Source organism: Thermoflexus sp., assembly GCF_042408815.1.
Classification (GTDB): domain Bacteria; phylum Chloroflexota; class Anaerolineae; order Thermoflexales; family Thermoflexaceae; genus Thermoflexus.
This window is the reverse complement of sequence record NZ_JBHOQR010000014.1, coordinates 18,660-40,037: the sequence shown is the minus strand read 5'-3', so window position 1 is coordinate 40,037 and position 21,378 is coordinate 18,660. Positions and strand designations below refer to the sequence as shown.

The following is a 21,378-nucleotide window of genomic DNA, read 5'->3' as shown; positions in this document are numbered from 1 at the left end:
CCGGGGGCGCAGGACGCGCCCCCGGGTTTTTTAAAAGGCAGGAGTTACCCGGTGGGTCTCCTCGGGCCTTAGGGGAGCCCGTATTCTTCCCACCGTCGATCCACCAGCGCCCGGATCTCCGGGCTCATCTCGATGCGCTCGGGCCAGCCCCGGGGATGCCCCTCCTCAGGCCCCTTGGCGGTGGCGTCGATGCCGATTTTTCCCCCATATGCCCGCACGGGCGCGACATGATCCAGATGATCCACCGGCCCTTCCACAATCACCACATCCCGCTTCCAGTCCACATTCCCCAGCACCTGCCATGCCACCTCAGATAAGTTGTGCACATCCACCCAGCTATCCACGACCACAATGCATTTGGCCAGGCTCAGCAGCCCCAGGCCCCACAGGCCGAAGATCACTTTGCGGGCATGCCCGGGGAACCGCTTGCGGATGCTGACGATCACCAGGTTGTGGAAAACCCCTTCCGCCGGCATGTTGTAATCGACCACCTCCGGCAGGAACAGGCGGATCAGCGGGAGGAAGAGCCGCTCCGTGGCCTTGCCCATCCAGTAATCCTCCATCGGTGGGCGGCCGACGATCGTGGCGGGATAGATCGGATCCCGCCGGTGGGTGATCGCGGTGATGTGCATCACCGGGAAGGGCTCCGGGGGCGTGTAATAGCCGGTGTGATCGCCGAAGGGGCCCTCCATGCGCTGTTCCCGAGGATCGATATAGCCCTCGATGACGATTTCCGCATGGGCAGGGACTTCGAGGGGTTGGGTGATGCAAGGGGCCATTTCCACCGGCCGTCCCCGAAGCCATCCGGCCAGCAGATACTCATCGATGTCTGGAGGGAGCGGCGCGCTTGCTGCCCAGATGCAGGCGGGATCCCCTCCCAGCGCCACGGCGATGGGGATCCGCTCCACCCCCGCTTCTCGGGCGGCTCGTTCATGCTCCGCGCCGCCCTTGTGGATCTGCCAGTGGACCCCCAGGGTGCGCTCATCGTGAACCTGGAGACGATACAGCCCGACATTGCGTTTCCCAGTGCGGGGATCCCGGGTGATCACCTGGCCTAGGGTGATGTAGCGGCCCGCATCTTTGGGCCAGCATTTCAGGATCGGCAGGCGATCCAGGGATGGGCGCTCGGTTTCCACGATCTCCTGACAGGGCGCCCGGGAGACCCGCCGGGGGCCTAGCCCGATGCGCCGCAGGGTCCCCAGCACCTGGCCCAGGCGTTCAAAGGCCTCCCCCAGGCTCTGAGGGAGCTCCGGGCGCAGCAGTGTTTCCAGCCGCTTTCGAAGCTCCTCCAGGTCTTCAACCCCCAGCGCCCAGGCCATGCGCTGTCGGGTCCCAAACAGGTTAATGGCAACGGGGATCCCTTTGCCGTCCACGTTTTCAAAAAGGAGGGCCTTGTTGCGGGGGGGCGGACTCTTCATCACCCGATCGGCGATCTCGGTGATCTCGAGCTCGGCAGAGACCGGTGTGCGGATGCGGACCAGCTCCCCGGCCTGTTCCAGACGGTTGAGGAAATCCCGAAGATCCTGATAAGCCATCGGATCATCTCCTCGCCGGTTATGAGGATCTGGGTTTATCATACCGTAGCTCTCCCGATAATCTACCGATCCGCAATTGCTATTTAGACCAGGCCAATGTCGCTATAATGGAGGTAACCTGGAGCACGAAGGAGGTCAGGATGCCTGTGGTGCGTAAAGTTCAAGGGGTCTTGTATCGGGTGCAAGATCTGGCGCGGGCCAAAACCTTCTACGGGGAAACCCTGGGCCTGCCGGTGCGCGGGGAGGATCCGGAAGGGCGCTGGGTGGAATTTGGCCCGCCTCGTGGGCCGCGGATCCTGCTGCATCAGAGCCCGGAGGGACCGGGGGGGAACGCCGGAGGCGGCGCGCTCTTTGAGGTGCGCAACGCCCGGCGCGTCCTCAACCGCCTGAAGCGCCAGGGGGTCCGGGTCGGGGATCTGGTGGAGATCCCGGGCGTGATGGTGCTGGGGACGTTCTATGATCTGGATGGGAATCCCCTGCACGTGGTCCAATCGTTGCTTCCGAAATCTCCCCGCCGCCGGAAAGCCCCGCAGGAGGGCGAGGCGGGGCCCCTGGAGGGGAGCGCTCCGGACAGCTGATCCTTTTATCCTGGAACGATCCGCCGATCCTCTCGGAGGGGCATCCTTCGCGATGGGGCGACCGTTGCGAATTGCCATTGATGGGCCGGCGGCTTCGGGGAAGAGCACGCTGGCTCAGCGCCTGGCGGCTCATCTCGGGTACACCTACATCGATACCGGGGTCATGTATCGAGCGGTGACCTGGGCCGCCCTGCAGCGAGGCATCCCGGTGACGGACGAAGAGGCCCTGACCCGTCTGGCCGAGACCCTGGACCTGGACCTTTTGCCTCCTACCGAGGCCGATGGCCGCCCCTATACCGTGCGGGTGGAGGGAGAGGATATCACGTGGGCCCTGCGAAGCCCGGAGGTGGACGCGGCGGTCTCCCAGGTGTCGGCGTATCCAGGCGTCCGTCGCGCCCTCACCCAGCGTCAGCGCTGGATCGGGCTGCGGGGCCGGGTGGTGATGGTCGGGCGGGACATCGGAACGGTGGTCCTTCCTGAGGCCGATTTCAAGCTGTATCTGGACGCGGATCTAAAGACCCGGGCCTGGCGTCGTTATCGGGAGCTTCAGGGTCGTGGAGAAGCTGTGTCCTTCGAGGAGGTCCTGGAGACCATGCGGCAGCGAGACGCTCTGGATCAGGGGCGGGAAGTCGCGCCGCTTCGCCCGGCCCCTGACGCGGTGGTCCTGGACACCACAACGATGGATATTGAGGAAGTGTTCCAGCGCGTGCTGGCCCTCCTCGAAGCCCGGTGTCAGGAGACATCCCATGTGGCGGGTTGAGCTCCACGCCCATACGCGTTGCTCGCCGGACAGCCTGGTTTCCCTCGAGGATTTCCTCGCCGCCTGCCGTCGGAAAGGCCTGGACCGCGTGGCGGTGACGGATCACAACACCATCCAGGGGGCGTTGCGGCTGAAGGAACGGGCCCCGGATCTGATCATCGTGGGCGAGGAGATCCGCACCCGGGAAGGGGAGGTGCTTGCTTACTTCATCGAGCGGGAGATTCCGCAAGGTCTTCCCCTGGTGGAAACCATCGATCGGATCCGGGAGCAGGGCGGGGTGGTGGCGCTTCCCCATCCCTGTGACCGGGCGCGGGGCTCCGCGGTGGGCCGGGAGGTCGCCGAGGCGGTGCTCCCTATGGTGGACGCGGTGGAGATCTTCAACGCGCGCTGCGTGTTTCCGGGCGACAATGCCTGCGCCGCAGCGCTGGCCACGCGGTTCGGCAAGCCGGGCTTCTCCGGCAGCGACGCCCACACCCTCTGGGAGCTGGGGCGAGCGTGGACGGCCCTTCCGCCTTTCGAAGACGCGGCGGGTTTCCTGCAAGCCTTGCGCCATGCCCGCCCCACCCTCCGTCTGAGCCCGGTGTGGGTCCACCTGTTTTCCATGTGGGCGAAGTGGCGCCGTGCCCGGCTGGCCTCCTCCTGAGAGCCTGGAGGAATGGGGCTCTCAGGCCGGCCAGATCAACCACCCGGCTTCCGGATGGCGCTCCACACCCATTGGGATCTCATAAGCGGCTTCCAGGAGGGCCGGCTGAAGGACCTCCTCCGGGGGCCCGAAAGCCAGCGCCCGGCCGTTTTTCAACAGCAGCAGCCGATCGCAGAAGCGGGCCGCCAGATGGAGATCATGGATCGCCAGCACCCCCACCATACGATCTGTCCAGAGCATCCGGCGGATCAGTTGGAGAAGCCGGAGCTGATACTTCAGATCCAGATGGGCGAAGGCCTCATCCAGCAGCAGGATGCGTGGGGTCTGAGCGAAAGCGCGGGCGATGAGCAGGCGCTGACGCTCCCCTCCCGAAAGCGTCCCCACCAGCCGCTCTGCAAACGCCCGCGTTTCCGTCCGGATCATCGCCTGCTCGATGTGCATCCGGTCCGTTTCGGAGAGCGCGGATAGCCAGGAAAGGTAGGGAGTGCGCCCGAAGGAGACCACCTCTTCCCCGGTGAAGGCCTCGGGAAGCGAAGCCCCCTGAGGGACCACGGCGATCCACCGCGCCCGATGTTCCGGTGGAAGCGTATGCAGCGGAACGTCCTCCCAGAAGATCGCGCCGGCCTGAAGGGGGATCACGCCGCTCAGGGCGCGGAGCACCGTGGTCTTTCCGGCGCCATTGGGGCCGATTAATCCCAGCGCCTGGCCCGGCTCCACGAAGAAGCTTAATCCCGGGATGACCACTTGATCCCCATAGGCGACTCGTAAACGCTCTACCCGGAGCATGGAGCTTCCCTCCGCTTCCCAGGCGATGGATGTCCACATCCGAGGCGGTCCCGCCTCCCCAGGGAATCTTCCGCTTCGATGGATATAAAGGATCTCATAGCCCCCGATCCCTTTTGCCCTTCAGTCTAATGTCTCTCCCAGCCTCCGCAAAGCTGAAGATCTCCTCTGGAACAGACCCGCCGCCCGGTTGTGGAGACTCCTCCGAGCCGCTCCACTTTCCCCTCCCCTGCGGCACATCGCAGCGCAGGGGAGATCTTTGGGTTTATCTTGCTCGATTTACTTGACATAAATCAAACCAATTACTAAAATAACCTTGATGCTAACGCGTGTTAGCAAGCGATGATCAAGCGACGATCGCCGACCGCTGAGGATGTGGCCCGACTGGCGGGGGTTTCCCGGACCACCGTTTCGCTGGTGCTGAACGGGGTCCCGGATGTCCGGATCCCTCCGGAGACCCGGCAGCGGGTTCTGGAGGCAGCGGCTCGCCTGAACTACCGTCCCCACGCGGGAGCCCGGCATCTCGTCCGCGGGCGCTCCGAATTGATCGCCTTTGTGATGCGTCAGACCCCCGATCAGGTTTTCGCCGATGCTTTCCTTCCAGAAGTACTGCGGGGCCTGAGCGATGTCCTTCGAGAGGCGAATCTGCATCTGCTGCTCTTCCCCCTTGCCCCTGATCACGCTCCTGAGGAAACGACCCGCCTGCTTCAGGAGCGTCGGGTCGATGGGCTAATCCTCTCTGGTCCGCGCTTTGAGGATCGGGAGTGGCTGGGACGCTGGGGGCAGGAAACGCCTGTGGTTCTCCTGGGTCATCTGGCCGGCACTTCGCTCCCCTCGGTCGATGTGGACAACAGGCAGGCAGCCGCCATGGCCACGCATCATCTGGTCCGGCTGGGCCATCGACGGATCGGGTTGATCACCAACGCGCCGTTATCGTATACGGCCAGTTACGAGCGCTGGCTCGGCTATCGTCAGGCCCTGGAGGAGGCGGGCCTGCCTTACGATGAAACCCTGGTCGCCTTGGGGGCTTTCACCCCGGCCAGCGGCGCGGCGGCGATGGAGCGATTGCTGAAACTTCCGGATCCCCCCACCGCGGTCTTTGTGGCCAGCGACGTGGTCGCCTTTGGCGCCCTTCTGGCCATCCGCCGCCACGGCCTGCGGGTTCCCCAGGACTTGGCTCTCGTGAGCTTTGATGATGTGCCGCTCTCTGCTTACGTGGATCCACCGCTCACCACCGTTCACCTGCCGGCAGAGGATCTGGGGCGGGAAGCGGGCCGGCTGTTACTTCAGTGGATTCAGGAGGGAAGGCCTCCGATCGCAACGATCCGGTTGGCCACCGGGCTGGTGATCCGTCAATCCTGTGGCGCGGGAGGTGGAGCATGAAACGTATCGGGTTTGTGTTGGTGGTTTTGATGCTGGCGGTCAGCGCCTGTGTGCCGGCCGCCACGCCGACCCCTGAGCGGATCGTGGAGACCCGGGTCGTTGAGCGGACGGTGCCGGTCGAAAAGACCGTCGAGGTCACCAAGGTGATCCCCACCCTGACCGTCATCGGCCCCTGGGCGGGCGCAGAGATGGACCAGTTTCTCCCTGTCCTGAAGGCGGCGGAGGAGAAGCTCGGCGTTCAGATCCGCTACCGGATCTACCGGGCGGAGGATCTCTCGCAGATTTTGCCTCCTCAGTTTGAGGCGAAGCAGGCCCCGGGTGATGTGATTTTCATGTGGGACTGGTGGATCCGGAAGAACAAAGATCACGCGGTGGATCTCACGGACGTATGGCAGAAGGAGGCCGATCAGTTCGTGCTCCAGCCCGCCCCTGTGGATGGCCGGGTTTACGCTGTCCCCTATGTTCTCTTTGTGAAGCCCGGCTTCTGGTATAAGAAATCTTTCTTCCAGAAGCATAACCTGAAGCCGCCGGCCACGTGGGAGGAGTTCCTGGCCCTCCTGGATCAGATCTCCAAGATCCCCGGCATCAAGAAGGCGATCATCAGCGGCGATGGTGTGGGCTGGCCGCTGAGCGACATCGTGGAGCACTTTCTGATCACCTTCGGCGGGCCGGAGCTCCAGGAGAATCTGATCGCTGGCAAGGCCCGGTTCACCGATCCCCAGGTCCGCGCCATCTTCGCTGAGCGCCTGGTCCCTCTGCTCGGCAAATACTTCAGCGACCCGGTGGAATGGACCCAGGCCATTGACCTTTGGTGGAATGAGGAATACGGCTTGTTCTTCATGGGGAACTGGCTGACCGGGATGGTGAAGGACCCGAACGACCTGGGCGTGTTCACTCTGCCCGGGGCGCGCGGGGTAGTGGGGGGCACTGACTGGGCCTTCATCCCCAAATACAGCGAGAATGTGGAGGCCGCCAAGCAGCTCGTTGCCTTCCTGATCAGCAAGGAGGGGATGGAGATCCGGGCCAAACAGGGCGGCAAGCTCGCCAGCCGCAAGGATATCTCCCCCGAGGTTTACCCGCCGGCCGACCGAGCCCTGGCGGAGGCCCTGGCGAAGATCGAGCGGCCGAACGTCCCGGACCTGGATGACACGGTGGGCGGGGACTGGCAGCGCACGTTTTGGGATCAGCTGAAGCTCCTCTGGGTGCGCCCCCAGGCGCTGGATAGCGTGCTCCGCACCCTGGACGCTCGCTTCCCGACTCGATAGCGGGCTCCTCTGGATCCCGGGGAGCTCTCCTCCAGTCTCTCCGCGTTCTCCCTCTCCCCGCGGCCTGAGGGGCCGCGGGGAGAGGCTATCCGGCCTCCCTTCTAGGAGGTCGAGCGGCGATTGTTCTGTAAAGGCCAGGGGATAGAGGCGGACCGATTCGCAGGCTGCGCTCATTCCCTGTTCCTCTGAATTCTAAATTCAGATCCGGAGCCGGGGACCATGCGGACATGGCGAGGGTGGAAGCGAATCGGGCGCTGGGGAAGTTTTCTGGGGTTCACCGCACCGGCCCTGCTTCTTATCCTCTTCTTTATCATCCTCCCCGCTTTGCAGACCATCGCCCTCAGCTTCACGGACCGGCAGGGGGACTTTGTGGGCCTGCGGAATTTCGTTCAGGTCCTCTCCGATCCGGACACCTTCAATCTCCCAGGCTTCCCACCCGGTCCGCCCCCGTGGGGCTCCATCGTCCACAATGCGGTGTGGATCCTGCTCCATCTTCCGCTGACGATCGGATTAGGTTTGATCTTGGCGGTGTTGCTGGATCGGGTCTGGGGGGCTACCTTTCTTAAATCCATCATCTTCCTGGGGATGGTCACGCCAATGATTGTCGGGGGTGTGATCATTCGCTTCCTGTTCGATGAGAACGCCGGGATCGCCACCGCGATCCTGCGGGCGGTGGGGCTGACGGAGCTGGGGCGGAGCTGGACGGCTTACCCAGAGACGGCATTGCCGGCGTTGATCCTCGGGTCCGTCTGGCTCTGGGTCGGGTTCAGCATGATCCTTTACAGCGCCGGCCTGGCGACGATCCCGCGCGATTACTATGAGGCCGCCGCCGTGGATGGAGCAGGCCCTCTTCAGCAGTTCTGGTATATCACTATCCCCAGCCTCCGCCCGGTCACCATGGTGATCGTGGCCATGACGGTCCTCTGGGAGTTGAAGATCTTCGACATCGTCTACACGGCGACGCTGGGCGGCCCGGGTGGGGCCACCATGGTGCTCGCCCTCCAGATGTATTTCTACGCCTTCCGGGCCCTGGAGTTCCATCGGGCGGCGGCGGTGGCCACCCTGCTGACGCTCTTCACGCTGATCGTCGGCCTCTGGTTCGTGCGGACTACACGTTCTCCGGAGTGAAGCGCGATGCGGCGGTGGGGACGGGAACTGGCGGTGAACGTGCTGGCATGGGGAGTGGGCCTGATCTGGATTGTCCCCTTCATCGGCATCTTGATGAGCGCTCTGCGTCCCCAGAGCGAGCTGATCCACGGGTGGTGGCAGTTCTCTTCCTTTACTGTCTCCCTGGATAACTTCCTGAAAGCATGGAACCATCCCACCGCCCCTATCGGACAGGGGATCCGCAACTCCTTGGTAGTGGTCATCCCGGCCACGGTTCTGCCGATATTCATCGGGGCGATGGCCGCTTACGCGTTGCTTCGTTTCCCCTTCCCGCTGCGGGATCCCCTCTTCCTGACAATCGTTCTCCTGATGGCGATCCCTCAGCAGATGGTGGCTGTTCCCCTCTTCCGGTTCCTGCGGGATCTGGGGCTGATCAACAGCTATCTCGGGCTGATCCTGGTGCACACGGCGTGGGCGCTGCCCTGGGTGATCCTCTTTCTGCGGAACTATTTCTCCACCCTGCCGCCGGAGATCGAAGAGGCGGCCAGCCTGGATGGAGCGAACCGGTTTCAGATCTTCACCCGGATGGTGCTGCCTCTCAGCCTGCCTGGCCTGGCCTCAGCCGCTGCCTTGCAACTGACCTGGGCCTGGAACGATTTCTTCATGGCCCTGATCCTGATCTATGATCCAGATATGCTGGTGGCCACCCAGCGCATTCCCTTGTTGCGGGGCCAGTATCATATCGATTGGGGCGTGCTGACCGCGGCTTCCATCCTGACCATGAGTGTGCCGATCCTGGTGTTCGCCCTGCTCCAGCGCTATTACATTCGGGGCCTGATTGGGTGGACCCTGAAATAGGGATCGGCAGGGGAGTGGCCGAGATCCTGGCCACCCATATTCCCTTGCTGCGGGATCTCGGCCTGGAGGCGGAGTGGCAGATAATCCACGGGAACGATGCCTTCTTCCGGGTCACCAAGGCGATGCCTAACGGCCTCCAGGGGATGGACCTCACCTGCTGCGGGAACGCCGCGGGGCCCGGTTCTGGATCTGGCGCTGTCATATCGATACCAGCACCCCGAATTGGGCTTTCTGGGCGTTCCTGTTCCCCTTTCTTGCTGTTTACGATGCGGCGGTTTTCACCATGGCGGGATACGTGGGGCCCGGCTTTCCGGTCTCCCGAGTGGCCATCATCCCCTCGACCATCGATCCCCTCTCCCCCGAAAACGCGATGATAGATCTGGGGGAAGCACGGGCTATCGTGGCCCGGTTCGGGGTGGATGTGAACCGGCCCCTGCTTCTGCAGGTCTCCCGCTTCGATCCATGGAAGGATCCCCGTGGGATTCCTGGTGAGCAGCGTGGAGGAGTGCGCGGCGAGGGCGATGGAGTTGCTGGCCCACCCGGAGAAAGCCCGGGCGCTAGGAGAGCGAGGCCGGGAACATGTGCGACAGCGCTTCCTCTGCACCTGGGCTCTGCGGGATGAACTGATGCTGCTCCGATCGCTCCTGGATGGGCACGCTCACTGACCCATGCCGGTTAAGGAAGAACTCACCCATTGCGTTCCTCCAGGAACCTCTGGAGCTCCGGAGCCTGCTCCGGGTTCAGCGTGCGGATCCGATGTAAAAGGGCCTCAAAGCCCTCTGGGGTGATCCGGAAAACTGTGCCGTGGTGAACGCGGAGGAACTCGAAGTGAGCGCGCGCCTGAGGGATCTGGCGCACCAGGAAAAGAGGAACGGGCTCATGGAGCCATACGGTGGGGGCCGGGGCCAGGTCAAAGGTATCATAAGGCCCCCCTTCCACCTCCGGGTAGCCATCCGAGGCCAGCCGGGCCAGACCGATGATCCCCTCGCCGGCCTGGTAGGCTACCACAATATCTCCCTTCCGCATCTCCCGGATCCGGGCCCATGAGACCGGCGAGCGGATCCATTCCCGACCTCCCCAGTTCGGCCCTTCCTCCGCCGGGTTCTGAAAGAAGTCCCGCCAGTGCCACCGCCCTGCGGAAGTGCTGGCCACCGCCCACCCCGCGCGGTCATCATGCTTTTTCGAGTGGAGCTGTCGCGCGGGCGGGCGGCTTCGGCGGCCTGCCCGCGCAGAAAAGGGGAAGGGGGGCTTCTGCCCCTTCCGGGTTCCAGGCGGTCTGTATCCTGAAATCATCACGGGACGAGGCGCTAATCCGACACGCATGGGTGATCTCGAATATAAAACCGCCATGGTCGGGTGCGGGCGAGGAGATCCCCGCGCACCCGGACGCGGGGGCTTGTGGCCACCTGATCATCGGGAATGGGCTCTCCGATCTCGAGCCAGAGCCGGGCATCTGGCGCGCACAGGTCGTGGCCGTTCAGCCTCCGGTCGATGCCCAGCCCGGCGCAGACCCGCCCGGGGCCTCGCAACCAGTCCCGCTCCGGGATCCCGGGGCGCCGACGGGCGATCCATAAGAGCCCCTCCTCGGGCTCCAGCGCCCGGATCAGAATAGCCGCCGGGAAGCCTTCCGGTTCCGTGACGACGTTCAGGCAATAGTGCTGGCCGTAGATCATATAGACATAAGCATGTCCGGGCGGGCCATACATCACCGCATTGCGAGCGGTGCGACCGACGGCGGCATGGCAGGCCTGGTCATCCTCTCCGATGTAAGCCTCTACCTCCACAATGCGCCCCGAGATCCGATGTCCACGGACCAGATGCACGAGGCGTCGCCCCAGGAGATCCCGGGCGACCTCTAAGGTGGGCCGCTCGAAGAACGTGCGGGGTAGCCGTTGCATCGTCTCTGGAACCGGCGGTTTGGAAAGGGCGCCTCGCATGGCCAGCTCATGCGGGAAGAAGAGTGTCCTTTTGGGGGATCGGGGCGCTGCAGACACCTCCATCCCAAAGAATATTTTTCCCCTCTTCCCCGGGGCCTGAAAGGCTCGGGGGAGGGGCTACCCCGCCTTGCTCATCGGAGCCCCACCATGGAAGTTCGGTTCAGGATCCGAAGCCCAGCTCGCTCAAACGGGTCATGGGATCCCGAGCGCTCAGGAGGGGTTCCTCGAAAATCACCGCATGAAAGCCCAGCGCCTGGATTTCTTCGATCTCCTGGCGGGTGGAGATCCCTCCAGCGACGATCCGAATGGCCTCCCTGGGGAGCAGCGAATGCAGCCGCGCAGGCAGCGTGGGATCCACCTCAAAGGTCCGCCAGTCCCGCCGCTGGACAATGAGGGCATCCAGGCCAGCCGCCTGGGCAGCTTCCACTTCAGCCTCGGTTCGAACCTCCGCCAGGACCTCCAGGCCGCATTCCGCAGCGGCTTCCAGAAGGGCTCGAAGGCCAGAGGGGCTCAGCATGCCCATGCTGATCCAGATGGCGTCGGCCCCGAAGGCCCGGGCCTCCAGTGCCTGGAAGGGATCGAGGAAAAAATCGTGGCGGATCACCGGGATGCTCAGCCGCCGGCGGAGCAGGGCCTGTTTCACCGCTGCCAGATGTTCCAGGCGGCCCTGATAGTAACGCGCGTCGGTCATGACCACGAGGGCGGCGATCCCACGAGTCGCCAGGGAGAGAGCGAGGCGGACCGGATCATAAGAGGGGCGTAGCAGGCCATGGAAGGGGGCAGCTCGCATCAGGGCGACCACGGGGCGGAGCCGGCTCTGGGGATCGGGAAGGACGGTTCGAAGGGGAATGGGGGCAGGCCACAGGCGGGTTTGCAGGCGCAAGGTCCCTTCATCCAGCACGCGCCGTCGTCGCGCCAGCTCCTCCCGCTTATCTTCCAGAATCAACTCCAGGAAGCGGCCGCGCCGTCGGGCCCGTTCCCAAACGCTCATAAGACCCTGGAGGAGCGTGAGGAGGTTTTGGCGGCCCGCGCCCTGGAGGCGGGCCGGACCTCTGAGCTGAGGCGCTGATACAGCGCGATCAGGTTGCGGTGGTGCAGCTGCGGGGCCAGGCCGTTCAGGGCAATGCGGGGGATCCCACAGCTTTCCACATCCAGTTCCCGCAGCGCTTCCCGGGGCTTCCCCTGCTGGAGGTAGCGTCGAACCTCGCTCACAATCGTGTTCAGGTAATTGATGTTGGCCTGAATCGCGTCCAGCACCTCCCCCCGAAGGATCGGCTCGCCGTGGCCGGGGACCATGATCTCGATCTGAAGCTCCCGGAAGCGCTGAAGGGTGGCAATGGTCTGCTCGATATCGCCATCCACGATGTAAGGGATGGGCATCATGACATCTCCGGTGAAAAGAATTCGATCCTCACGAACATAGACGGCCAGCCCATCCGAGGAGTGACCGGGCGCGTGGAACAGCTGCAGCGTTTTGTTCCCCAGACGCAGCAGGAGGTCGCCTTCTTCCACAACGACCTCAGGAAGGCGAAGGCTCAACGGAGCAAAGGCAGGGTCCTGCGCTTTCGCCTTCCGAAGGGCCTCTTCCCCATGTTCTTCCAGGCGCTTTCGGCAAAGGATATGGGCGATGGCGATCGCCTTCGGAAAGAAACACGCACCAAAGGTGTGATCCGTGTGATAATGGGTGAGGACCAGATAGATCGGACGCCCTGCGGCTTCTTTCTCCACGAGCCTGAGGATTTCCTGCGTTTCCTCGGGAAATGGAAGGGTATCGATCACCACGACCCCCTCGGAGGCGAGGACCACCCCCGCGTTCACCTGGGCATACTGGTCGCTGGTGAGGACATAAATGTCATCGGTAATTCGATCCCGTTGCATAGGCGGACGTGATCTCCTCGGAAATTCCCGATCCCAGGCGGGTGTTCCACGGGTCTAATGGGATCATGGCTCACAGCACGCATTTTAAGAGGACGCCCTGAGATCGTCAACAACATCCGACTTTTCCAGAATCCGAGCCCGCTTGTATCCTAATCACAGGTCGAGAGGGTGCAGTCGAGTTCCATCCTGGGAGAGGCATATGGGAGAGCCGACCGTTCTGATCACGGGGGCAAGCAGTGGAATTGGAGCGGCCACCGCTCGGTGGCTGGCCCGCCAGGGCATGCGCGTGATCCTGACTGCCCGGCGCCGGGATCGCCTGGAGGCCTTGGCTCAGGAGATCCGCGCTCAAGGCGGCGCCGCCCTGGTGATCCCCGCGGACCTGGCCAGCTGCTCTGACCGTCAGGCCCTGGTGCGCCAAGCGGAGGAGGCATGGGGCCCGGTGGAGGTGCTGATTAACAACGCGGGCTTCGGCTACTACGGGACCGTGGCCCAGACTCCCTGGGAGGTGATCGAGCGGATGTTCCAGGTGAATATCCTGGCGGTGATCCATTTGGTGCAGCTGGTGTTGCCGGGCATGCGACGGCTGGGGCGCGGTCATATCATCAACGTCGCCTCCGTCGCCGGGCATATCTCCACCCCGCCTCTCACGGTCTATTCCGCCACGAAGTTCGCCGTGGTGGGATTCAGTGAGGGGTTGCGACGTGAGCTGGAGCCCTACGGCATTCACGTCACTGTGATCAGCCCGGGGCCGGTTCGCACGGAGTTCGGACAGGCCGCCAGCGGGCTGGCGGTGGATCCCGGTGAAGTGCCCGGGGGGCTGAACCCTGAAGCGATCGCCCGGGCGATCGCCCGGGCCTTGCGCCGGCCGGTGCCCGAGATCGTGATCCCCGCCCGCTACGTCCCGGTCATCTGGATCAACCGGGCGCTCCCTCGCCTGGTCGATTGGGGGGCTGCACGGCAGGGCCGCGCGTGGCTACGCCATCTGGAGAAAGCTCGGGGCGAGGGAAGCGAATGAAGCGGCCCCACCCCGGGGCCGGGTCATGCGAAATCGTTTTTCACATCTCCGTTGCGCTCCAGGAGCAGTCGCCGGATCACCGGCTCGATGCTCAGGATGTCCGGGACGTGGAAGTCCACCCCGTCCTCCGTCTGGTCATCCACGAGGATGGTGATCATCCCCAGCGCTCGCGCCGGGCGGAGGTTGCGAGCCGAGTCATCCACGAAGATGCATTCCGGCCCCTGGGCCCGCAGGTGCTGGAGGATCCGCCGGTAAGCCTCGGGGTCCGGCTTGTTGTAATATTCCAGGCGACGCACATCCAGGATGATCGGGAAGTGGTGGGCGATCCCCAGACGCTCGATCACCCGCCGCGCATGCTCCTCGCTGGCGTTCGTGAAGATCACCTTCGTCAGAGGGATCCGGCCCAGCATCCGATCCAGGGCGGGATTGGGCTGGATATAGGCCTCGAGCGGCACATCGTGGACGTAAGCGAGATAATCCTCGGGGTCGATGGAATGTTCCTCCATCAGCCCCCGCAGGGTGGTCCCATACTGGGTGTAGTAGCGCTGCCGCAGCGCTTCCGCCTCAGCAGGGGGAAATCCCAGACGCTCCACCATGTAGCGGCCGATCCGCTCACTGATGAGATCCATTAACCCGGAGCGGCGGGGATACAGCGTATCGTCCAGGTCCAGGATCAGATAGCGCAACCGGAGGCCGCCCATGGCCGACTTCCCCCTTCCATGTTTCTCCTTCGTCGCGGGGATATTCAGTTTAATGCGAGGCAGGAGTTTGGCCAAAATCCGGGCGAAGAGGACAGCGGGGAAAAGTCTCCTTTCGGCCCTGAGGGCCGCACCATGCGATGGGCACTGGCGGAGGTAGAGCAGGGGGAGCGGTCGGCAACGATCTGGCTGGCCATCGCCTTTTCGGGCCGGGCCGTGGCCTTCGTTCCGGGGGAGGATGTAACGAGGATAGAAGGGGATTTTCGGGAACACCCCTGGGAGTTCAGGATGGTGGGATCGACAGGCCGCAGGAATCGACCTGAAGCCTGGGGATCGGGATGATCGCCCCGATCCCTCGTAGGGGTTTCATGGGGATGGATGTCGTGGGATCGGGGAAGGAGTGAGCGGAATTCGAAAGGGAGTTTCCCGATCCCGAGAAGGGGCAGTTTCCACCACGCCGATGAGGTCATAGGTCATCGCACCGGTAATTCGCACCGGGAGGAACTGGCCCACGGGCCATTCCCCTTCCACCAGCACCAGGCCATCGATTTCCGGGGCATCCCGATACGTCCGCCCCACACTCAGGCCGTCTCCCACCCCCTCGATCAGCACCTCCAGGGTTTTCCCGACCAGCGCCTGGTTCTTGCGGAGGGAGATCGGCTGCTGGGCTGCCATCAGCCGCTCATAACGCTCCTGTTTGACTTCCTCCGGGAGATGGCCGGGTTGCCGGGCCGAAGGGGTCTCCGGCTCGTAAGAATACGTAAAACACCCGACGCGGTCGAACTCCAGATCCTGAAGGAACCGGATCAGCGCCTCGAACTCCTCCTCGGTCTCCCCAGGATAGCCCACGATGAAGGTCGTGCGGATCGCAATATCGGGCATGGCCTTCCGGAGCTTCTCGATGGTGCGATAGACCCACTCGATATTTGCCGGACGGCGCATCCGGCGCAGGACGGCGGGATGGCCGTGCTGTAGCGGCAGATCCAGATAATGGGCCACCTGGGGATAGCGGGCCATCCCTTCGATCAGGCGATCGGAGATGGCGCCTGGGTAGGCATACATAATGCGAATCCATTTCACTTCTGGAACCCGTTGGGCCAGGCCCTCGATCAAGGTAGGCAGCCCATCTCGCATCCCCAGATCATGGCCGTAATCCGTGGTGTCCTGGGCGATGAGGATGAGCTCCCGCACCCCTTGGTCCACCAGCCGTCGGGCCTCCGCCCAGATAACTTCCGGCGGACGGCTGACGGCCGGACCCTTGATCAAGGGGATGGCGCAGAAGGCACAGGGGCGGCGGCATCCATCGGCGATCTTCAGATAGGCACTCACCCCCTGCACCGCGGCCCGCAACACGCCGCGTTCCTCCCGGCGGATCGGTCCCTCCTCGGGGAGGTGGAAAAGAGGCTCCGGGGCGGAGCGCCCGCGCAGGGCCTCCATGAACTCCAGGATATCCATCCATTGCCGGGTGCCGATGACCCCATCGATCCCGGGCACCTCCTCCACCAGGCGGGCTCCCCACCGCTGGGCGAGGCATCCGGCGGCGATGAGCAGTTGCCCTTTCTTCTTGCGGGCCGCCAGCTCCCGCAACACTTGAAGGGATTCCTGCCGGGCGGCTTCGATGAAGCCGCAGGTGTTCACAATGAGCACGTCCGCCCGGGCCGGGCGATCCACGGACTCATACCCGGCTTCCTCCAGCAGCTGGGCCATGCTGGCGGAGTCCACCACGTTCTTCGCGCAGCCCAGCGTGATCAGGTGATAGCGTTTGCGGGATGCGAAGGCCCTGGGCATCGTCCACGCTCCGCCGTTGTGATCCTTCCGGCGCAGGGCCGGATGGGCAAGCGTCTATGGAACTCCCTTTGGGGAGTTGGAGACGGGTTCTGTCACAGGACATCCAGAGGATCCACATCCACCCGCCAATCCGGCGGCAGCGGGAAATCCCGAAGCCAGGCCACCGGATCAGGCCCTCGAAGGAGGATCTGCCACCGGTAAAGCCCCCGCAGACGACTGAAATAGCATGGGGCCGGGCCGATCATCGCGGTGGGAGGGGCCCCTTTTCGTTCCAGGTGATGGCGCAGGGCCTCCCCCATCCGCTCCGCCGCCTCCTGGGCCCGCTCTGGATCCGCATGCCAGTAAAGCAGACGGACCAGGCGCTGGAAGGGTGGGTATCCGTGGGCCTTCCGGAAGGCCAGTTCTTTGCGATAAAACCATTCTAAATCATAACGCGCCGCTGCGGCAATCGCCGGATGATCCGGCCGGTAAGTCTGAAGGATCACCCGCCCTCCGAAGATCCCTCGTCCTGCCCGGCCGGCCACCTGGATCAGCAGCTGGAAGGTCCGCTCGGCAGCCCGGAAATCCGGCAGCCCTAACCCCACGTCGGCCAGGATCACTCCCACCAGGGTCACCAGGGGTAGATCCAGCCCCTTGGTTAGCACCTGGGTCCCGATCAGGACATCCGCCTCCCCGTTGGCGAAACGCTGCCAGATCAACGCATGGGCAGCGCGAGTTGGGGCGGCGTCCAGATCCCAGCGCAGCACGCGGGCATTGGGCCAGCGTTTCCGCACCGCTTCTTCCACCGCCTGTGTGCCAATGCCCATGCCCTTCAGCCGCCGGGATCCGCATTGGGGACAGCGAGCGTCTGGTTTCTCCACCGCGCCGCAATGATGACAGATCCAGCGGGTGGGATGAAGGTGCTCCGCAAGGGGGAGATCACAGCGGGCACATCGGATCAAATGCCCGCAATCCCGGCAAAACAGAAAGGGCGCAGCTCCCCGCCGGTTCAGGAACAGGATCGCCTGCTGTCCGTGGCGGAGCACCTGATCGAGGGCTTTCTCCAGCACCCGGCTGAAGATGCCGGTGTTCCCGGCTTTCAGCTCCTGTCGCATATCCACAAGCTCAACCGGTGGCAGGCCGCTCTCCAGGGCTTCGGTCTCCACCTCCACAAACCGATCGAGGGATGCCCCGAATTGTCGGGCCTGCTCCATCAGCCGCTGGCGATACCCGCGCAGGCGGCGGGGGAGAGTCAACTCCTCGAGCACGCCCCGTTCCGCCAGATGGCGCAGCTCCACCCCGGGCGTCGCGGTGCCCAGGATGACCACCGCCTCCACCAGGCGGGCCAGGGCCAGCGCGGCGTCCACCGCATGGTAGGCGGGCAGGAGATAGGGGATGTGGGGCTGGATGTCCTGCTTGTAGCTCGGATCATGGGCCTCGTCGATGACGATCAACCCCAGATCGGGGATGGGAATGAAAAGGGCAGAGCGAGTGCCCACGATCACCCGGGCATGGCGACGACGCACCCGCTCCCACAAAGCCCGTTCCTGAGCCGGAGAGAGCCCGCCGGTCCAGATGACGACCTGGCCCGGGAAGCGCGCTTCAAAGCGGCGCGCCGTCTGGGGGGTCAAGGCCAGTTCCGGCACCAGGACGATCGCCCCCTTCCCCCGACGCAGGGTCTCCGCCACAGCCCGCAGGTAGAGCTCGGTTTTCCCGCTGCCGGTGATCCCGTGGAGCAGGAAGGCGTGGAACCGCCCGGCCTCCAGGGCTCGGGCGATCGATCGCCATGCCAGCGCCTGGTCGGGGGTCAGATTCGGCGGCTCCTCCGGAACCGGGTAAGGATCGAAGGTTTCCCACGCCGGCTGTTCGAAGAGCTCCAGGAAGCCCCAGCGGGCCAGCTGTTGCAGATCATGCGCGCGGCAGCCGGTCTCCGCCTGCAGCCAATCGGCTGGCAATGGCCGCGCCATTTGTTGGAGATACTCCAGCAACCGCTGTCGGCGCTCGCTCACCGCCCGGTTTCGTCCCAGGCGGAAGGTCGGATCCGGTAGGGTTTTCAAGCGAACCCAGCGGAACATCGGAGGACGGCGTTCACCGATTCGCCAGCTCCGCCGGATCCATCCCCGCTGGAGCAAGCGCTGGAGCGCGCGTCGCCGTTCCGCCAGGGGGAAATCCCGCAGGACGGCATGCGCCTCGCTATGGGTCAGCGGTCCCTCCGCCAGCGCGGTGAGCAGAACATGTTCCGCGAACGAGACCGCCACTGCTTGTTCCCGTTCCCCGCCCGTGGGGCCGGAGACCCGCTCATAGACCGGCTCTCGTCGGGGGATCAGGCCGGAGGGGATCATCAGGCGAAGGCACTCATTGATCGGAGCCAGATATGTCTGGCTCAGCCAGGCCGCCCATTCCAGGCGCGGGGGGTCCAGAATGGGGGCCTCTTCCAGACAGCGCAGCACCACTTTCCGGGCGTGGCCGTTCTCCATCCGGTCGCCCTTTTGGGGAGGGGCGGGGCTCCTTCCTGAGATCCGGCGTAGCACAATCCCCGGCTCGGGCCGCCCGCTTCGCCCGAACGGCACCAGCACGAGGTGCCCGGGCCGGAGATGACCATCCGGGCCCTCGGGCTCTTCGTAGATGAAAAGACCGCCGGCATAGGCTGCGCTGGCGGCGAGGACAGCGATCTCCAGAGCCATCGGAATCTACTCGCTGAAAATCCCCTCTCGAGAAGGGGGAGGCGGATCTCCTCCTCTCTCCTACCCCTTCTGATGGCACCAGGTCGGGAAATCACGGACCTCCCGGAGACCATGGAAGAGCCTGGAACCTCTTTCCGGGCGCCGCTGGGCTCCACCCGGGAGGGCCGGAGGGTTTCTTCCCGGATATAAGGGGCCAGCCGCATGGCTTTCGTTCAGGGGGCCTGTTTGGGCCCCTCTTTGCGGATGGCCGTTCCTTTCACCCGATCGGGATACAACCCCGCATAGACCCGGTCCGGGGTCAATGGGAACGCCTCGAACCAGACGCCCGTGGCATCGTGAACGGCCGCGATGAGGGCAGGGGCCAGCGGCAGGAAGGGCATCTCAGCCATCCCCCTGACCCCCCATGGGCCCAATGGGTCCGGGTGCTCGAGGATCAGGCTTTCGATCTCTTCAGGAATATCGTAGATCCCGGGGATCAGATAGGTGCTGAGGTGGCGGGTGAGGATACGACCCTGCTGCACGATGAAATTCTCAGTGATGGCGTAACCGACGGCCTGCACGATCCCGCCCTCGATCTGACCCATGACGCTGAGCGGATTCACCGCCCGCCCCACATCATCCGCGCAGATCACCTTCACCGGCCGCACCTGACCGGTCTCCCCATCCACCTCGACGAGGACCGCCTCGGCGACGTAGCCGTAGGTCACGTTGGGGCGTTCGGAGAAGCCTGTCTCCGGATCAAAGGGGAAGGTGCGCACTGGCCGGTAGGTGAATTCACCGACGGCTGGCCGCTCCTCGTTGCGCCATGCGGCCAGGGCCCGTTCCGCTGCGCCCCGGATAGCGTGGCCCGCCATAAAGGTCATGCGGGAGGCGGAGGAGCTCCCCGAGCTTTCCGTGAAGGCGGTATCCGAGGCGCGCAGTTCGATCCGCTCCGGCGGCACCCCGAGGGCCTCGGCCGCCATCTGGATCATCACCGTATGGGCTCCCTGTCCCACGTCGGCGCCGGCGTGGAAGACGATGGCCTTCTCGATATGGGCGTCGCCGTGCAGCTCCACGCGGGCCCAGCAATGCTCCGGGAAGCCGAAGCTGTAGGCGATGTTCTTGAAACCGCAGGCGAACCCCCAGCCGTATCGTTTCGTCGGATCCGTTGAGGAGGGTGCCTCCGGCCGGATCCAGCCGCTCGCCGTCTGGCGCCAGCCGGCCGCCCGAGCACATGCTTGGATGACTTCGGGAAGGCTCACCCCCTCCGGGACGATCCCGCCGGTGGGCATGCGAGAGCCATCGCGCCATGCGTTTTTCAAGCGGATCTCGACTGGATCCATCCCCAGGGCTTGGGCGAGTTTGTTCATCTGGGTCTCCGCGATGAAGAGGGCTTGAGGCGCTCCGAAGCCTCGCATCGCTCCGGTGGGGGGGTTGTTCGTGAGCGCCCCCCGGATATCGACCCGAACGTTGGGGACCTCGTAGGGGCCGCAGATCGACATAGTGATGTTGCCCAGGACCTTGGTGGAGGTATACGCATAGGCGCCGACGTCGGCGATTACATCGGCCTCCACCGCCAGCAATCGCCCCTCCCGATTCGCCGCCCAGCGCACCCTGGCCACCACCGGGTGGCGCTTGTGATGGCCGATGATGGATTCCTCGCGGCTCCAGAGAATTTTCACCGGGCGGCCCAGCTTCCATGCCGCCAGAGCCAGGAGGATCTGCACCGACATATCCTCCCGGCCGCCGAAGGCCCCGCCGATCGCTACGTAGATTACCCGGATCCGATCCTCGGGGAGCCCCAGGGCATGGGCGATCTGATGGCGATCCTCGTGGGCCCACTGCCCAGCGGTCACCACCGTGATGCGTCCCTCCTCATCGATATAGGCAACCCCTGCCTCCGGTTGGAGGTAGGCGTGTTCCTGGAACGGCGTCCGGTAGGTTCCCTCCACGATCACCGCCGCCTCCCGGAAGGCCGCCTCCACATCTCCCTGGCGGATTCGGTAATGGCACAGCAAGTTCCCCGGATAATCCGGGTGAACCTGCGGGGCGCCCGGGCGCAGGGCCTCCTCGGGATCATAGACGCCGGGGAGATCCTCGTATTCCACTTCAATGAGATCGACCGCCCGGGCCGCGATGGTCTCGCTTTCCGCGGCCACCAGGGCGACCACATCCCCCTCGTAGCGAACCACATCCGCCCCCGGCTTGCTCCCCGGTCCACAGATCACCGGTTGATCGAAGTAAATCAGACCGTATTCGTTCACCGGCACATCCTTCGCGGTGAACACCGCCGTCACGCCCGGCAATGCCTCCGCCCGGCGTGTATCGATTCGCCGAATCCGGGCCGGGGCCCGACCCGCCCATTTCACCTTCAGGAACAGCTGTCCGGGTAGATCCAGATCTCCCGGATAGGGAGTCCGACCGGTAACCTTTCCTTCTGCGTCTATCCGCGGGATGGAGATCCCGATGGCCATAGTTGGATTCCTCCGCTGAAGAGCTCATCCGATC

General features: G+C 64.4%; 19 protein-coding genes and 2 pseudogenes. 11 read left to right on the top strand and 10 right to left on the bottom strand.

Annotation, left to right across the window (positions count from 1 at the left end; translation table 11 throughout):
- Positions 1-68: 68 nt before the first annotated feature.
- Positions 69-1,535, bottom strand: a complete 1,467-nt coding sequence (locus ACFMO3_RS04775) for a menaquinone biosynthesis decarboxylase (RefSeq protein ID WP_376789294.1) — start codon at positions 1,533-1,535, stop codon at positions 69-71.
- 140 nt (positions 1,536-1,675) lie between these two features.
- Between ACFMO3_RS04775 and ACFMO3_RS04770 the strand changes: the two genes are divergently transcribed.
- Genes ACFMO3_RS04770 through ACFMO3_RS04760 form a run of 3 tightly spaced genes read left to right on the top strand, consistent with a single transcriptional unit; the run spans position 1,676 to position 3,516 of the window.
- Positions 1,676-2,113: a VOC family protein gene (locus ACFMO3_RS04770; protein WP_376789293.1), complete on the top strand. Its 438-nt coding sequence runs from the start codon at positions 1,676-1,678 to the stop codon at positions 2,111-2,113.
- 52 nt (positions 2,114-2,165) lie between these two features.
- Positions 2,166-2,873 carry a (d)CMP kinase gene (gene cmk, locus ACFMO3_RS04765; protein ID WP_376789292.1) on the top strand — a complete coding sequence of 236 codons (708 nt, stop codon included), beginning with the start codon at positions 2,166-2,168 and terminating at the stop codon, positions 2,871-2,873.
- On the top strand, positions 2,860-3,516 hold the full coding sequence (locus ACFMO3_RS04760) for a PHP domain-containing protein (RefSeq protein ID WP_376789291.1): 657 nt from the start codon (positions 2,860-2,862) through the stop codon (positions 3,514-3,516). The genes cmk and ACFMO3_RS04760 overlap by 14 nt, the downstream gene beginning before the upstream one ends.
- A 21-nt stretch (positions 3,517-3,537) precedes the next feature.
- On the opposite strand, the gene ACFMO3_RS04755 is transcribed toward ACFMO3_RS04760, so the two are convergent.
- Positions 3,538-4,341, bottom strand: a complete 804-nt coding sequence (locus ACFMO3_RS04755; protein ID WP_376789290.1) for an ABC transporter ATP-binding protein — start codon at positions 4,339-4,341, stop codon at positions 3,538-3,540.
- Positions 4,342-4,641: 300 nt separating this feature from the next.
- Here ACFMO3_RS04755 and ACFMO3_RS04750 point away from each other — a divergent pair, with 300 nt between their 5' ends.
- From ACFMO3_RS04750 to ACFMO3_RS04720, 7 genes and pseudogenes are all read left to right on the top strand, one after another.
- Positions 4,642-5,682 carry a LacI family DNA-binding transcriptional regulator gene (locus ACFMO3_RS04750; RefSeq protein ID WP_376789289.1) on the top strand — a complete coding sequence of 347 codons (1,041 nt, stop codon included), beginning with the start codon at positions 4,642-4,644 and terminating at the stop codon, positions 5,680-5,682.
- On the top strand, positions 5,679-6,947 hold the full coding sequence (locus ACFMO3_RS04745) for an ABC transporter substrate-binding protein (protein WP_376789288.1): 1,269 nt from the start codon (positions 5,679-5,681) through the stop codon (positions 6,945-6,947). The genes ACFMO3_RS04750 and ACFMO3_RS04745 overlap by 4 nt, the downstream gene beginning before the upstream one ends.
- A gap of 219 nt (positions 6,948-7,166) precedes the next feature.
- Positions 7,167-8,075, top strand: coding sequence for a carbohydrate ABC transporter permease (locus ACFMO3_RS04740; protein WP_376789287.1), 909 nt, complete (start codon positions 7,167-7,169; stop codon positions 8,073-8,075).
- A 6-nt stretch (positions 8,076-8,081) separates the two neighbouring features.
- Positions 8,082-8,912, top strand: coding sequence for a carbohydrate ABC transporter permease (locus ACFMO3_RS04735; RefSeq protein ID WP_376789286.1), 831 nt, complete (start codon positions 8,082-8,084; stop codon positions 8,910-8,912).
- Positions 8,897-9,049: pseudogene (locus ACFMO3_RS04730) on the top strand (hypothetical protein); the annotation flags it as partial. The gene ACFMO3_RS04735 and the pseudogene ACFMO3_RS04730, both read left to right, overlap by 16 nt.
- A 17-nt stretch (positions 9,050-9,066) precedes the next feature.
- Positions 9,067-9,198: pseudogene (locus ACFMO3_RS04725) on the top strand (glycosyl transferase family 1); the annotation flags it as partial.
- A gap of 190 nt (positions 9,199-9,388) precedes the next feature.
- Complete coding sequence (locus tag ACFMO3_RS04720; RefSeq protein WP_376789285.1) at positions 9,389-9,577, top strand: glycosyltransferase; 189 nt, start codon at positions 9,389-9,391, stop codon at positions 9,575-9,577.
- 22 nt (positions 9,578-9,599) lie between these two features.
- On the opposite strand, the gene ACFMO3_RS04715 is transcribed toward ACFMO3_RS04720, so the two are convergent.
- From ACFMO3_RS04715 to ACFMO3_RS04700, 4 genes are all read right to left on the bottom strand, one after another.
- Positions 9,600-10,064: an EVE domain-containing protein gene (locus tag ACFMO3_RS04715; protein ID WP_376789284.1), complete on the bottom strand. Its 465-nt coding sequence runs from the start codon at positions 10,062-10,064 to the stop codon at positions 9,600-9,602.
- Positions 10,065-10,219: 155 nt separating this feature from the next.
- Entirely contained in the window at positions 10,220-10,849 is a 630-nt protein-coding gene (locus tag ACFMO3_RS04710; protein ID WP_376789283.1) for a DNA-3-methyladenine glycosylase, read from the bottom strand.
- A 160-nt stretch (positions 10,850-11,009) separates the two neighbouring features.
- Positions 11,010-11,840 carry an indole-3-glycerol-phosphate synthase gene (locus ACFMO3_RS04705; RefSeq protein WP_376789282.1) on the bottom strand — a complete coding sequence of 277 codons (831 nt, stop codon included), beginning with the start codon at positions 11,838-11,840 and terminating at the stop codon, positions 11,010-11,012.
- Positions 11,837-12,727, bottom strand: coding sequence for an MBL fold metallo-hydrolase (locus ACFMO3_RS04700; protein ID WP_376789281.1), 891 nt, complete (start codon positions 12,725-12,727; stop codon positions 11,837-11,839). Before ACFMO3_RS04700 ends, ACFMO3_RS04705 begins: the two co-directional genes overlap by 4 nt.
- Before the next feature lie 199 nt (positions 12,728-12,926).
- On the opposite strand from ACFMO3_RS04700, the gene ACFMO3_RS04695 reads away from it, so the two are divergent.
- Positions 12,927-13,742: an SDR family NAD(P)-dependent oxidoreductase gene (locus ACFMO3_RS04695; RefSeq protein ID WP_376789280.1), complete on the top strand. Its 816-nt coding sequence runs from the start codon at positions 12,927-12,929 to the stop codon at positions 13,740-13,742.
- A 23-nt stretch (positions 13,743-13,765) separates the two neighbouring features.
- On the opposite strand, the gene ACFMO3_RS04690 is transcribed toward ACFMO3_RS04695, so the two are convergent.
- The 4 genes from ACFMO3_RS04690 to ACFMO3_RS04675 form a co-directional block, all read right to left on the bottom strand.
- Positions 13,766-14,443 carry a pyrimidine 5'-nucleotidase gene (locus ACFMO3_RS04690; RefSeq protein ID WP_376789279.1) on the bottom strand — a complete coding sequence of 226 codons (678 nt, stop codon included), beginning with the start codon at positions 14,441-14,443 and terminating at the stop codon, positions 13,766-13,768.
- 363 nt (positions 14,444-14,806) lie between these two features.
- Positions 14,807-16,228, bottom strand: coding sequence for a 30S ribosomal protein S12 methylthiotransferase RimO (gene rimO / locus ACFMO3_RS04685; RefSeq protein ID WP_376789278.1), 1,422 nt, complete (start codon positions 16,226-16,228; stop codon positions 14,807-14,809).
- Between the two features lie 92 nt (positions 16,229-16,320).
- Positions 16,321-18,891 (bottom strand): primosomal protein N', encoded by a 2,571-nt coding sequence (gene priA / locus ACFMO3_RS04680; RefSeq protein ID WP_376789277.1) that lies wholly within the window; start codon positions 18,889-18,891, stop codon positions 16,321-16,323.
- Between the two features lie 212 nt (positions 18,892-19,103).
- On the bottom strand, positions 19,104-21,344 hold the full coding sequence (locus ACFMO3_RS04675; protein ID WP_376789276.1) for a xanthine dehydrogenase family protein molybdopterin-binding subunit: 2,241 nt from the start codon (positions 21,342-21,344) through the stop codon (positions 19,104-19,106).
- Positions 21,345-21,378 lie beyond the last annotated feature (34 nt).